At 40.6% G+C, this 14,189-nt stretch carries 13 protein-coding genes and 3 tRNA genes; 7 read left to right on the forward strand and 9 right to left on the reverse strand.

Features of this window, described 5'->3' with window-relative positions; genetic code table 11:
* The first annotated feature begins 163 nt into the window (after positions 1-163).
* Genes purT through dapC form a run of 3 tightly spaced genes read left to right on the forward strand, consistent with a single transcriptional unit; the run spans position 164 to position 5,265 of the window.
* Positions 164-1,381: a formate-dependent phosphoribosylglycinamide formyltransferase gene (gene purT / locus HYG89_RS00145; protein WP_104851823.1), complete on the forward strand. Its 1,218-nt coding sequence runs from the start codon at positions 164-166 to the stop codon at positions 1,379-1,381.
* Positions 1,382-1,408: 27 nt separating this feature from the next.
* A complete protein-coding gene (gene glnD / locus HYG89_RS00150; protein WP_178865516.1) occupies positions 1,409-4,075 on the forward strand; it encodes a [protein-PII] uridylyltransferase in 2,667 nt (888 codons plus the stop codon).
* Between the two features lie 20 nt (positions 4,076-4,095).
* Positions 4,096-5,265: a succinyldiaminopimelate transaminase gene (gene dapC / locus HYG89_RS00155; RefSeq protein WP_178865517.1), complete on the forward strand. Its 1,170-nt coding sequence runs from the start codon at positions 4,096-4,098 to the stop codon at positions 5,263-5,265.
* A gap of 73 nt (positions 5,266-5,338) precedes the next feature.
* Here dapC and HYG89_RS00160 read toward each other — a convergent pair whose 3' ends face one another.
* Positions 5,339-5,818, reverse strand: coding sequence for a glutathione peroxidase (locus HYG89_RS00160; RefSeq protein WP_096902294.1), 480 nt, complete (start codon positions 5,816-5,818; stop codon positions 5,339-5,341).
* Positions 5,815-6,234, reverse strand: coding sequence for a peptide-methionine (R)-S-oxide reductase MsrB (msrB, locus tag HYG89_RS00165; protein ID WP_154321275.1), 420 nt, complete (start codon positions 6,232-6,234; stop codon positions 5,815-5,817). The genes HYG89_RS00160 and msrB overlap by 4 nt, the downstream gene beginning before the upstream one ends.
* Before the next feature lie 153 nt (positions 6,235-6,387).
* Here msrB and HYG89_RS00170 point away from each other — a divergent pair, with 153 nt between their 5' ends.
* Entirely contained in the window at positions 6,388-7,623 is a 1,236-nt protein-coding gene (locus HYG89_RS00170; protein ID WP_004971448.1) for a pyridoxal phosphate-dependent aminotransferase, read from the forward strand.
* A 208-nt stretch (positions 7,624-7,831) separates the two neighbouring features.
* Positions 7,832-8,563, forward strand: coding sequence for a hydroxyacylglutathione hydrolase (gloB, locus tag HYG89_RS00175; protein ID WP_178865518.1), 732 nt, complete (start codon positions 7,832-7,834; stop codon positions 8,561-8,563).
* 41 nt (positions 8,564-8,604) lie between these two features.
* Here the strand turns inward: gloB and HYG89_RS00180 are convergent, their stop codons facing one another.
* The gene (locus HYG89_RS00180) at positions 8,605-8,877 is read right to left on the reverse strand and encodes a hypothetical protein (protein ID WP_104851819.1); all 273 of its coding nucleotides are present in this window, start codon (positions 8,875-8,877) and stop codon (positions 8,605-8,607) included.
* Positions 8,878-9,420: 543 nt separating this feature from the next.
* On the opposite strand from HYG89_RS00180, the gene HYG89_RS00185 reads away from it, so the two are divergent.
* Complete coding sequence (locus HYG89_RS00185; protein ID WP_004971452.1) at positions 9,421-9,624, forward strand: hypothetical protein; 204 nt, start codon at positions 9,421-9,423, stop codon at positions 9,622-9,624.
* 244 nt (positions 9,625-9,868) lie between these two features.
* Here HYG89_RS00185 and HYG89_RS00190 read toward each other — a convergent pair.
* From HYG89_RS00190 to HYG89_RS00210, 5 genes are all read right to left on the reverse strand, one after another.
* A tRNA-Leu gene (locus HYG89_RS00190) sits at positions 9,869-9,953 on the reverse strand.
* 36 nt (positions 9,954-9,989) lie between these two features.
* A tRNA-Trp gene (locus HYG89_RS00195) sits at positions 9,990-10,063 on the reverse strand.
* 33 nt (positions 10,064-10,096) lie between these two features.
* A tRNA-Leu gene (locus HYG89_RS00200) sits at positions 10,097-10,181 on the reverse strand.
* Between the two features lie 117 nt (positions 10,182-10,298).
* Positions 10,299-11,150, reverse strand: coding sequence for a protein kinase (locus HYG89_RS00205; protein WP_004971453.1), 852 nt, complete (start codon positions 11,148-11,150; stop codon positions 10,299-10,301).
* Positions 11,140-12,669, reverse strand: a complete 1,530-nt coding sequence (locus tag HYG89_RS00210) for a DUF3336 domain-containing protein (protein ID WP_131261332.1) — start codon at positions 12,667-12,669, stop codon at positions 11,140-11,142. Before HYG89_RS00210 ends, HYG89_RS00205 begins: the two co-directional genes overlap by 11 nt.
* Positions 12,670-12,854: 185 nt before the next feature.
* Here HYG89_RS00210 and HYG89_RS00215 point away from each other — a divergent pair, with 185 nt between their 5' ends.
* A complete protein-coding gene (locus HYG89_RS00215) occupies positions 12,855-13,727 on the forward strand; it encodes an ATP-binding protein (protein ID WP_178865519.1) in 873 nt (290 codons plus the stop codon).
* A gap of 56 nt (positions 13,728-13,783) precedes the next feature.
* On the opposite strand, the gene HYG89_RS00220 is transcribed toward HYG89_RS00215, so the two are convergent.
* Entirely contained in the window at positions 13,784-14,101 is a 318-nt protein-coding gene (locus HYG89_RS00220; protein WP_178865520.1) for a hypothetical protein, read from the reverse strand.
* Positions 14,102-14,189 lie beyond the last annotated feature (88 nt).

Genomic DNA, 14,189 nt, shown 5'->3' on the forward strand with positions numbered 1-14,189 from the left:
GTTGGATCGCCCAAATGAGCTATTTCAGGATTCAGCCCTAATTACTATAAAGCACTGAATGCAATACAACGAGATGACAAAATCATGATTTTATTGCAAACAGGGCTTAACTCATGGAACAGTTCTGCTATGCTAAAAGCCCACTTTAGCAAGGACGATTCACATGAGCGTGACCATTGGTACTCCCCTTCAATCTTCTGCTTTCAAGGTTTTGCTATTGGGTTCAGGGGAACTCGGTAAAGAGGTGGTAATTTCACTGCAACGCTTAGGCGTAGAAGTACATGCCGCCGATCGCTACGACCATGCGCCAGCCATGCAAGTCGCACATTATGCTTATACTTTAAACATGGCAGATGCCACAGAATTAAAACAACTGATTGAAAAAATTAAACCTAATTTAATTGTGCCTGAAATTGAGGCCATTGCGACATCAGTTTTACTTGAAATTGAAGCGCAAAATATTGCAACAGTGATTCCATCTGCCAAAGCGGTAAATTTGACCATGAACCGTGAAGGCATTCGTCGTTTGGCTGCAGAAGAATTAGGTTTGCCGACATCCGCTTATCGCTTTGCCAATTCTCTCGAATCTTTCCGCGCTGCATGTGATGACATTGGTTATCCAAACTTTGTGAAGCCTGTGATGTCATCTTCAGGCAAGGGACAATCGCGTGTCACCTGCTTTGATGAAGTTGATGCAGCTTGGGAATATGCCCAGACTGGCGGGCGTGTCAATCAAGGCACTGTGATTGTTGAATCACAAATTGACTTCGATTTTGAAATTACCTTATTAACCGTACGTGCTAAAAACCCAGAAACTGGTGCGATCGAAACTTCATATTGCGACCCAATTGGTCACCGTCAAGATGCAGGCGACTATGTAGAAAGCTGGCAACCTCAAGCCATGAGTGATGCTGCCTTGACTGAAGCCAAACGAATTGCACACAAAGTGACTACTGCCTTAGGTGGTTGCGGTATTTTTGGTGTAGAGCTGTTTGTGAAAGGCGATAAAGTCTGGTTCAGTGAAGTATCTCCACGTCCACACGACACAGGTTTGGTGACATTGGCTTCACAATTCCAAAGTGAATTTGAATTACATGCCCGCGCGATTTTAGGCTTACCTGTCAATACCACACGCCATAGCGTTGCAGCCAGTGCGGTGATTTATGCAGGTGTCGATGCAACGAATCTTTCATTTTCTGGCCTGAATCTTGCATTAGCACATCCCGATACAGATTTACGTTTATTTGGCAAACCTGAAGGTTTTGAGCGTCGTCGTATGGGCGTTGCCACTGCACGAGCAGAAACCACAGAGCAAGCGCGTGAGCTAGCTCAGCATACTGCGGACACTGTTCGCGTACATTTAAACGAAAATCAAAATTAAGCTCGTCATTGCATAACGGAATTGTCCATGATCATTACATTACCCTTGCTGAATTATGTAAAAAGCAACCATGACATTCAGGCCATTAACCAATGGCGCACCGATGTCGAAAATCAGCTACAACAATGTTTTGAAAATGGACAATCCATTCGTGAAGTGATTTTGGCGCGTTCTAACCTGATTGATGAAGCGCTCACTTTCTTATGGCAACATGCTGAATTAGACAAAACCGATTTGAGCCTATTTGCAGTGGGCGGCTATGGGCGTAAAGAAATGCTGCCCTATTCCGATGTCGATATTATGGTGTTATCGGAAGATGCAATTACAGCAGAACAAGAACAACTTATTTCGACCTTTATTTCATCTTTATGGGATGTTGGCAATTTCAAACCTGCCACCAGCGTGCGGACTATTCAGGACTGTGTGATTCAGGCAACCAGTGATTTAACTGTTGCGACTGCCTTGATTGAAGCGCGTTTAATTACGGGAAATCAGCAGCTTGCCAAATGGCCGCGTCGTATTGTTTCGCAAACTTGGACAGATAAAACTTTTTTTGATGCCAAAATGGAGGAACAAAGCAAGCGTTATGCGCAGCACAATGACACCGAAAGTAATTTAGAACCCGATATTAAAAATGCTCCGGGCGGTATTCGTGACATCAACCAAATTGGCTGGATTGCCAAACGCCATTTTCGGGTCAATCGTATTTACGACTTAGTGCATTTAGGTTTTATTTCAGAGTTTGAATTGGGTGTACTCGAAGAAGCCGAAAGCTTTTTATGGGAAATTCGTCATCATCTCCACCGTTTAACCAAACGTGATGAAAACCGTTTATTGTTTGATTATCAACGAGATATAGCAGCAACTTTTGGCTATGTTCGAGAAGAAGGTAAACCGCAAAATTACCCGATTGAACAATTTATGAAGCGTTATTATCGCTCTGCACAGCAAGTTTCCACTTTAAATGAAATGTTGCTGGCCTATTTTAATGAGTCGGTCATTACCCCGCGTTTGCCTAATTATGAACGTAACATTGAAGAAATTAATGAAAATTTTAAACTGGTCGATGGCAAACTTGCCGTGCAGCACCACAAAATTTTCTCAGAAAAACCAAGCGCAATTTTAGAAATTTTCTATTTATTGGCCAATCGTCCTGAAATTGAAGGAATTCGCGCACGAACACTGCGCCTGCTGACACTTGCAGCCAAGCGTATTGATCAAAGTTTCCGTGATGATACAACGCATCAAGCGCTGTTTATGGCAATTTTGCGCTCACCGCACCGCTTGTATAATACCTTGGTGACTATGAAACGCTTAGGTGTATTAGGCAATTACATCCCCGCTTTTGGTCAAATTACAGGTTTAATGCAATACGACTTATTCCATATTTATACAGTCGATGCGCACATTTTACTATTACTCCGCAATTTAAGCCGCTTCAAAGAACCTGAATTCGCGAAAGATTTTCCTGTGGTCAGTTCGGTATTTCAGCGTTTAGCCCGTCGTGACATTATTTATTTGGCTGCGATTTTCCATGATATTGCTAAAGGTCGTCGTGGTGATCACAGTGAACTTGGTGCGGTAGATGCGATTGAGTTTTGCCGTAAACACGGATTTACTGAACGTGAATGTAACCTTGTGGCATGGTTAGTCAAAAATCACTTGTTGATGTCAGTCACAGCACAGAAAAAAGATATTTCTGACCCCGATGTGGTCAAGGAATTTGCCGAAAAAATGGGAGATATGGAGCATTTAGATTATCTCTATACCTTAACGGTTGCTGATATTAATGCGACTAATCCAACACTCTGGAACTCATGGCGTGCATCCTTAATGCGCCAACTTTATACGCAAGCGCGTGATGTCATTCGCTCAGGACTTGGGCGTCCCGTCGATTATCAAATGCTGATTGAAGACACCAAATTTGCGGCAAGCGAGTTACTGGTTAAAGATTTTGAACTCAGTGCTGTTGAAAAAGTCTGGCAAGAACTGGGCGATGAATACTTTATTAAAGAATCTGCCGATGAAATTGCATGGCATACCCGCGCGATTTTGGAGCATGGCGATAATCCTGCACCATTAGTGCTCATGCGCGCGCACCGAAAATCAGCACAAGACGCAGTACAAATCTTTATTTACACGCAAGACCAACCCAACCTATTTGCCACAACTGTCGCTATTTTAGACCGCATGAACCTTGACGTTCAGGATGCACGAATTATTACTGCGACCAAAGCCTTTAGTTTGGATACTTACGTGGTCTTAGACCGTTTTGGCACACTCTTAACAGACCCTGAACGTGAAGAAATGGTGATTGAGGCTTTAGTGAATGCCTTGAGCCAGTCAGATAAATATCCGGGTCTGATGCAACGCCGCATTCCGCGTCAATTACGTCATTTTGACATTGAAAATACAGTAGAAGTGACTTTCAATGCAGCGCTGAATCAAAACATGGTCGAAATTGCCACACTAGATCATCCCGGGTTACTCGCCAAAATTGGCGGCTTGTTTATGATGCAAGGCTTAGATATTCACTCCGCCAAAATTGCCACCCTGGGCGAACGTGCCGAAGATATTTTCTTCGTCACCAAAAAAGATGGCAACCCAATGACAAAGTCTGAAGCAGATACCTTTGCCATCCAGCTCAAAGCTGCTTTAGATGAGGCCTCTAATCAGGTCTGTGGTCAACATTAACTTCAATTTACGGAACATCCATGAACTCAAGTTTGTCCTTATTACATCCTTACCCTTTTGAAAAGCTAAACAAACTATTTCAGGACGTACAACCTGCAAATTTGCCGTTAATTCCACTGTCTATTGGCGAACCTAAACATCCTGCACCTGAATTTGTCAAACAAGCCATTATTGATAATTTTCAGCATTTATCGACTTATCCGAACAGCAAAGGTCTGCCTGAATTACGTCACAGCATTGCCCATTGGCTGACACAACGCTTTCATTTAAAACAAGTTAACCCAGACACTCAAGTTCTCCCCGTTTCAGGTACACGTGAAGCGATTTTTTCCTTCGTACAAGCATTGATTCGACGTGAAGATGCAACCTATGTAGTGATGCCCAATCCGTTTTATCAAATTTATGAAGGGGCAACTTTATTGGCAGGTGCCCAACCTTATTTCATCAATTGCACCGAAGACAATAATTACTTGGGTGATTTTGATGCCGTACCTGCAGAAGTCTGGGAAAAAACCGCTTTATTATTTGTCTGCACACCAGGAAATCCAACGGGTGCTGTCCTTTCAAAAGAACAATTTAAAAAGCTAATAGCTTTGTCAGATCAATATAATTTTGTCATTGCATCTGATGAATGTTATTCGGAATTATGGTTTGACCAAGCTCCTACAGGTTTACTGGAAGTCTGTGCCGAACTTGGACGCGATGACTACAAAAACTGCATCGTATTCCATTCTTTGTCTAAACGCTCAAACTTACCCGGCATGCGTTCAGGCTTTGTTGCGGGCGATGCCAACTTATTAAAACCTTATTTGCAATATCGTACCTATCATGGTGCGGCAATGCCTGTACAACATCAATTGGCATCTATTGCAGCTTGGGATGATGAACAGCACGTTGAAGATAATCGTCAACAATATCGCGCCAAGTTTGAATTATTCCAAACGGAACTTGGGTATTTACTGCCATTAAAAAAACCAGATGCAGGTTTTTATTACTGGCTCAAAGTCGACCATGATGAAAATTTTGCCAAAATATTGATGGAAAAAGCCCATATTAAAGTGCTGCCAGGTCGGTATTTATCTCGTGAAACCGCACAAGGTAACCCGGGTGAAAACCATGTTCGCTTGGCTTTGGTTGCAGATTTGGCGCAATGTGAACAAGTAATTCAACGTCTTAAAGCGATTTTATAAGTTAATGATTTCAATTAAATTTAAGGCGATCATCTGATCGCCTTAATTATCTTACTTGCACAAGCGCAAGCCTTTATCGTAAAGCCTTTTCAATTTCCGCCTGCAAATCTTCAGGTTTTGTGGTCGGAGCAAAACGGTTCAACACCTTGCCATCTTTGCCAATTAAAAACTTGGTGAAATTCCATTTAATTCCGTTGCCCAAAATACCTTTACTGTTATTGGTCAGGTAACGGAAAATCGCATGTGCTTCAGGACCTTTCACATCAATTTTGCTAAACATTGGAAAACTGACACCATAGTTTTTTTGGCAGAAGCTCCCAATTTGCTCATTGGAGCCTGGATCTTGCCCACCAAACTGATTGCACGGAAAGCCCAAAACTTCCAGACCTTGGTCTTTATATTGTTGGTATAACTTTTCCAAACCCGCAAATTGAGGCGTAAAACCACACTTGCTGGCTGTATTTACAATCAACAAAACCTTCCCTTCATAATCGCTAAAGGCTTTATTTTGTCCATCTAACAACTCAGCTTCAAACTGATAAATGTTGGTCATGGATAATTTCCCTCATCATTTTTTTCTTGTGTTTTGATTTCTAAAGAAGCCGAATTGACACAATAGCGCAATCCTGTTGGCTGTGGACCATCATCAAAAACATGCCCTAAATGTGCGTCACAATGATGACAAACAATCTCAGTACGCTGCATGCCATGCGAACCATCCTGATGTTCTTCAATCACCCCAGGCTGGATTGGACGATAGAAACTTGGCCAACCGCTACCGCTGTCATATTTTGTTTCAGATGAGAATAGCGCTGTACCGCAACAACGACAGGTATAAATCCCCTCTTGTTTAGTATTCCAATATCTCCCCGTAAAAGCAGGCTCCGTGCCTTTTTGACGTGTAATCCGAAATTCCTCTGGTGATAACTCTCTTTGCCATTCTCGGTCTGTTTTATTGAGTTTTCCCATCACTAACTCCTTTAAATCTTTGACATTCAGTGTCATGCTTCAGTACTTCCATTTTTACGCTAGACCTTGCAAAATATCTAGCTAAATTTCAGCATAGATTGTGATATTTCAGTAATCTATAATTTATTTATCTTCTAATCATTGGATGGAACTATGTCCGTACTAGGTAACACGACTCCCCGCGAAATAAAAAAATCATCAAAACTTGAGCATGTATGCTACGACATTCGCGGACCTGTGTTACGAGCGGCCAATGAAATGGAAGAGGCCGGTCATAAAATTATTAAACTGAATATTGGCAACCCTGCCCCATTCGGTTTTGAAGCGCCACAGGAAATTATTAATGATGTCGCATTGAATTTGCCTAATGCGATTGGTTATACCGACTCCAAAGGGATTTTCCCTGCGCGTAAAGCGATTTGTCAGTACTATCAGCAAAAAGGCATTTTCGATATGCATGTCAATGATGTGTATATTGGCAACGGCGTGTCTGAACTGATTGTTATGGCGATGCAAGGCTTGTTGGACGATGGCGATGAAATGCTGGTACCAATGCCTGACTACCCGCTTTGGACTGCGGCAGTGAATTTATCGGGCGGTACTGCTATTCACTACAAATGTGATGAAGAAAACTTTTGGTATCCAGACATTGCCGATATGGAAAGCAAAATCACGCCAAATACGCGCGGTATTGTCATTATTAACCCGAATAACCCAACGGGTGCGGTTTATCCACGTCATGTGTTGGAACAAATTGTAGCATTGGCAAAAAAATATGACTTAATTTTATTTGCCGATGAGATTTACGACAAAATTATTTATGACGGCATTGAGCATGTTGCGGTTGCAGCTTTAGCGGGTGATCAACTCTGTATCTCATTTAATGGCTTGTCTAAATCGTATCGCATTGCGGGCTTCCGTTCAGGCTGGATGGCGATTACAGGCGATAAATCACGCGCTGCAGACTACATTGAAGGTTTAGACATGTTGGCGTCTATGCGCTTGTGTGCCAACCATCAGGCGCAGTACGCGATTCAAACAGCATTGGGTGGTTATCAGTCTATCAATGACTTGATTCGTCCGGGTGGTCGTTTATACGAACAACGTAACATTGCATGGGAAATGCTGAACGACATTCCTGGCGTGTCTTGTGTCAAACCTGAGGGTGCAATGTATTGCTTCCCGAAACTTGATCCAAACGTCTATCCAATTGAAGATGACGAAAAGTTAATGCTCGATTTACTCAAAGCAGAAAAAGTTTTATTGGTTCAAGGTACAGGTTTTAACTGGCCAACGCCTGATCATTTCCGCGTAGTATTCTTGCCTGCAGAAAATGAATTACGTGAAGCAATGACACGTTTAGGCCGTTTCTTGGCAAAAATCCGCTAAGATCAAACCGAATCTCTGTTTTAAAATGCCGTGTTGATCACGGCATTTTTTATGGATTTGATTTTTATTTCTATTTTATCTTTCACCTATTGTTCATCACCAAGCAGTAACACAGCAAAGCGATACTCAGACACTTGGGGATACACTTTTACACGCCCGCAAAAGCATGCTGTAATAGCCACAAGCGATTAAGTTTCAGGAACTGAGCATGCACTACCAAGTTCATCTTATTGATGCGCAAAAACCATCACAAAACTATATTTGGTTGCTTGAACATTGTGCTAGCAAACAAGTGGTGGTGATCGACCCAACCGATGCCAAACCTGTTGAAGATTTTTGCCAAAATCATGGTTTAGAGATCGCGCAAATTTGGTTGACACATTGGCATCAAGACCATATTGGCGGTGTGCCTGAACTCATTGCAGAACGTAATTTACCTGTTTATGGGCCACGTGAAGAATTGAGCAAAATTCCGTTTATCACGCATCCTTTACAAAACCAAGACCATATCAATTTTCATGATTTACAGGTCGATGTTATTGCCGTTCCGGGACATACCTTGGGGCATATTGTTTATTTTATAGATGCGTTGGATGTATTGTTCTGTGGCGACACTTTATTTGCGATGGGCTGTGGGCGTGTTTTTGAAGGTACATATTTGCAAATGTATCAATCTTTAAACCGCTTGGCAGCGCTGCCTCCGCGTACCCAAGTATATTGCACCCATGAATATACATTGGCGAATGCACAATTTGCACTGCATGTAGAACCCGACAATGTTGCCATTCAAGAGCGTTATCAACAAATTGAAAGTTTACGCATGCTTAATCAACCCACTTTGCCAAGCAGCATCGAACTAGAACTGGAAACCAATCCATTTTTAAGGGCCGAAAGTGTCGAAGAATTTCAGAAATTACGTGAACTCAAAGACAACTTTTAAATTGATGCTTTGATCATAAAGCATCTGATATTTCTCTCGGATTATAAAATCTGATTACTGGCAGCAAACTCATCTAATTGAGTTTGCGTCACCACACGCACAGCATTCATTTCATCGACCCGCACCAAAAGTAAATTGGACAATGCAGGCTGATAACGGCGTGCGCTGCCAAAAGGCGTATAAGCCACTTTGGATTGCGAGGAAAACAGTAACCAATCTTCATGCCCAAGCATCACAGCAAAAGGCTCTAGCCCTTGATTTTGCATCTGCTTCACTATGTACTCAGCCTGCTGTTGGATTGTTTGTGCAGTCATGTTTATTTTCCAAATCTTCAAACTCAACCATAGTATAAGCTAATGTCCATTTGGTGCCGACATGCTCCACACTGATATGCATTGCGCTAAATTAAAGCTTTGCATGAAAACAATGGAAAATCTTCATGTGTTCATGGGCTTTGTTGCACAAAGATTTCATAACTATATGATTTTAAAAGTTTTGATTATTTTTTGATCCAAAATTAAATTTATTTAAATCAGATGCTTACATATTTATGCAAGTTCATGCTGAAGTTTACCCCAAATAAATACAGTCTAAAACCAAAAATCATTAACAAATTATTTCCAAGTCATCTTTTGGCAATATATCTAAGACCTTAAAATTAATTACGCCACCTCAGTTAAAATAATAAATATCAATAATTTACAAATAAATAATTCTTTTAAAATATTCTAATTGCTTAAAAGGACTTTAGATTTCTAAAAATCAGTGAAAAAAATGTCAAAGAAATACATTTCTGCCCTTTAAAAATTCAAGAAATATCCCTATTAATAATTAAATAAATGGATAGGAGTTCTCTCGTGAAAAAAGTTGTTAAAGCAAAAAATTTAATTGCGTTTCGTATTTGGTTAGAAAAATTAGGTTATTCAGTCAAAAATTTGGCGGATGGTCACGGTTTCACATTTAGCTTTCAAAAAGAATATGGTTTGGTCACTTGCGAGCTTTCTGGTAATGCTTTAGCAATGAAATTAGGCGAGGAATTTGAAGACCATTTAAAAGCATAAGTACTTATACAATATAGATAAGTATGCGATAACGGTTGAACTTGATAGGATGCAAAAATAAAAATTCAAATCGTATTTCATCAACACTTAAAGATGATCTTGCCCATAACCTGTTTATGGGCTTTTTTTTATACTGAACTTTAAATCTTAAAATACATCTAAGCCTTGTCAAAGAGATGCAATGATTTAAAGCTAAAATAACAGGCAATAAAAAAGCAAGGTCATTGCCTTGCTCTTTAATGTATGGTGGGGACGGAGAGACTCGAACTCTCACACCTCGCGGCGCTGGAACCTAAATCCAGTGCGTCTACCAATTTCGCCACGTCCCCAACATCGGGTACCAACTGAGTTGTTGGATTTTAATTTGGCAGAGGATCAAGGATTCGAACCTTGACGAACGGTTTTGGAGACCGTCATGCTACCATTACACCAATCCTCTGTAACTTAAAATCAAGCTGACTTGATATTTAAGTGGTGGGGACGGAGAGACTCGAACTCTCACACCTCGCGGCGCTGGAACCTAAATCCAGTGCGTCTACCAATTTCGCCACGTCCCCGATGGCTGTGTATATTATAGAGATCACTTCCTGATGACAAGCCTTTTTTATAAAAAAGCACAATGACTGTTTAAATAAAAAACAAAAAACTATTTTTTGATTTTTTCTTAAGCATATTCAGCCACTAAGCCATAATTTCAACTCTGCAATACTCGTTGCACGCTGCGAATAGGACTTTGCCAACATGTGATTCAGCAGTGGTAAAAATGCTTGTAGATGCGTAGAAAGTTGGATATGCAATCTTTGACAATGTAAATACGCCCAATCGTGGTAACTATTTGCCTGCAAGCGTTGTTGCGTTAACCATTCATAAAAAATAATGCCTAAAGCATAAATATCACTTTGTGCAGTTTTGAGCTGTCCGTGAAATAATTCTGGTGCCATATAACGTGGCGTTGCAGTCATCCCCTGACATTGAATATCTGCAATTTGCTGTACTTGCTCAAAATCTAACAGTTTGATTTGCCCATCCAACTGCACAATATGTTCAGCTTTTAAGTCAGCATGAATCCAACCTAATTGATGTAATGCTTCCACTGCTTCAAAGACACGCAAAAATATGTGTTTAATCGCTTCTGTATATTCAGGTAAATTACCCATCACAAAAACAGCTTGCGCTTCAGGTAAAATTAAAGCACGTGAATAGACCTGTGAATAATGCGATGAAATGTCATGTGAATTACCCTGCGACTGAATATGAATGGGTGCAGCATCCATCAATTCACATGGCAATAAAAAAGATAAATATGATGATTGCGCGTACTGTTTATAAAAGTTCCATTCTTGTGCAAAACCCTGCTCTACTGTCGCATGAACACCTTGTTGTTGGGCTTTCAGCCAATAAAACTGCCCTTGATGTTCAAAACGATAGATATGCCGACCATATTGCAAACTTTGCGCTTTACTGCGCAGCTCGAACTGCGCAGTATCTAACTGTTGAACATCCAAATTTAAAACATTAAACAACACTTGCGCCAGTGCGCATTTCTGCTGCGACTTCGGTGGATACCTCTATTTGTGGTACATTTAATAACTCTAAGCAATGTTGCAAAGTTTTACCGACACGTGCATGCGTTTCAATTGATGAAATTTTCGGCCAAGTCGCACGCTCGCCTTCACGCTGTAAAATTTTAAATAAATGTGGTTTCGGGTTTTGCAACATATAGCTGTAATGACGCAGGTTATAGCTTCCTACAATATTCACATCACCATAATAGCGTTGATCGACAATACCATAGCCATGATCTAGCAAACGACGCACTGGCGGTACAGCTCCTGCGCGCTCACGTACAAAATCCATTACCCCACGACTAATGACTTTGCCCTGACGACGAATAATCCGTTCTGGCCAACTCAGCATATCTTTACGATAACGCTTAATATCATCCTGCATAAAAGGCACTACATGCGGATTGACCTGACTGGCGATGGTGTAGTTAATATTATACAAACGTGCCATTTTTTCCTGTGGGAAATCACTACGCACACTGCCATCCACCCAACGGGTTTTACCCATATATGGAGTGTGTTCGCCATCATAACGCTTGTTGGTTAAACGTACTGGTGGAAATAAAATTGGCACAGCACACGAGGCCAACACCGCACTCCAAACCAACAAATCTGGCGCAGTGAAGCTGTTCATAATGCGTGAGTCTTGCGATGCATCATAAGGCGCAACCGCCACATTAATATGCAAACCTGATTTTTGAAAAGCTTCTTCAAACGTGGTATCGCCCAAGTTTTTGATCAGGAATTTTTTTAAATAATGCACATCGGCAATTCCACCATTGCCTTTAAGAATTTCGCGCATTTGTCTAAACTGAAATGCTTCGTGGAAAAATGACTCACCACCCAAAATATGCTGTACTTCTTCAGGTTTTGCGATGCCTAGCATTGCAGTCATTATTGCACCCGCGCTCGAACCCGACAGCACTTTAGGCATTAAATCCTGTTCAAGTAAGGCCTTACAAACACCTGTATGAAACAAACCTAGCGTTGCCCCACCAGAGAACATCAAGGCAGGTTGTCCGTATGCAGTTTGGCATTGCTGAAAAAACTCTATTTTTTCTACTTTGGTTAAAGCCTGACATTCATCTGAAGCGACAAAAGCCAAACTTTTACTGACTTCATCCACATAATCTTCAATAATTTTTTTAGTACCCACATAGGTTGCAGTAAACAACATCGGATGGGCAATATTGGCGATGTCAAAAGTTAAACCTTCACGCAAAATATAAATTAAATCGTGACTGCGTTCGGTGGTGCGATAACGGCGTAATAAATTTAAACGATGCGAGATAATTTCCGCATCAAAATATGGCGAACTGTTGTCATATTTCCATTCTTGCGCACCAGTTTCTTCATCTATACGAATGGCAATACTTTTCCATTCTTCATACGATTCGGCATTTTGAATTTGGCGCTTGAGTTTTTTTATGCGATAGGCTTGATGCGGATTAACATCTTCGGTGAAATCTTTAAATAACATAGCATTCCTCAATCCGTTGGTTTATTCGCAGCACTACGCTTGCCTATGCCTACTATACACAACAATATCTAAAAAATTGTAATACGCGTCAATGACTCGATTCACACTTTGATTGTCAAATCTAGGTCAATTGCGCTAGTCTTAAAGTGTAGCAATCTGATCTGCATTTTTTAAGCTGAATTATCATGGCAAACCTAGATTTACCCGACAACATCTTATTATCACTTTCTCATGTACTCCAACAACTACAGCAAAGCTTACCTGCTTTAAAACAAGAAACCGACTTTTCCGCCATCGCATTCAAATGGCAAGATCGACAATTGATAGCGATTCAACAACCAAGAAAAATTGATTTAGATGATTTAAAAGGCATCGAAAAGCAAAAAGAAAAAGTCATTCAAAACACCTTGCAGTTTTTAAATGGCTTACCTGCCAATGATGTGTTACTTACAGGCTCACGCGGTACGGGAAAATCATCTATTGTACGTGCCCTATTGACCGAGTATGCCAATCAAGGATTACGTTTAATTGAAATTGAACGCGATGATTTGTCTGAATTGCCAGAAATTCAAAAAATCATTCAGCATCGTCCTGAAAAATTTATTGTCTACTGTGATGATTTAGCTTTTAACGCAGAAGATGAAAATTATCGTAGTTTAAAAAGTGTTTTAGATGGTTCATTACAATCAGGTTCCAGTAATTTTATTATTTATGCAACCAGTAACAGACGTCATCTATTACCTGAATTTATGCATGAAAATACACCTGTCACCCGTGTTGATGTACCGCAATATACCGAATTGCATCCACAAGAAGCGATTGAGGAAAAAATTTCGCTGTCTGACCGTTTCGGTATGTGGTTGTCCTTTTATCCAATGGATCAAAATCTGTATTTGGAAATTGTAGAACACTATTTACAAAAAGCAGCAATGCCAATGACCGCCGAAGTACGTGCAGAAGCATTAAGATGGTGTCAGGCACGTGGACAGCGTTCAGGTCGTGCCGCTTATCAATTTTCTAAACACTGGATTGGTTCACAGCAACTAAAATCTATGTAAAAATTTATGGGTTGCTGCATTTCTTTAGGCAGTAACCCTTGAATTAAAACCCACCGTTATTGACCTTGTTCAGCAGCAATACGTGCCAAAGTTTCTGCATAAAACTCTTCGCCATGCGCTTGCATAGCTTCCACAGTTTGTTCACCTACATAGACTTCTTCTGGGGCAGTTACAGCAATATCGGAAGATACACCTGAATCGTGGGTGATGACCGTATGACTTGAAGTTGAACAACTATCAGTGTTGGATGACATTTCTAAATTTGAATGACTCACCGATGAGGTATTTTGATGAATGGACTCCGCCTGTTCACAAGCGGTTAATAACATTGCCCCCATCACACAAGTGATGCAAAATGTATTTTTAAATCGCATTTTATCTCATTAATTTTTTATTAAACATAGACTTAAAATCATAATTTATAATTTAAAACACCACAATTGGACAGGATTCACAGAATTT

It is taken from the genome of Acinetobacter sp. SwsAc5, assembly GCF_013391485.1.
Lineage (GTDB): Bacteria > Pseudomonadota > Gammaproteobacteria > Pseudomonadales > Moraxellaceae > Acinetobacter > Acinetobacter towneri.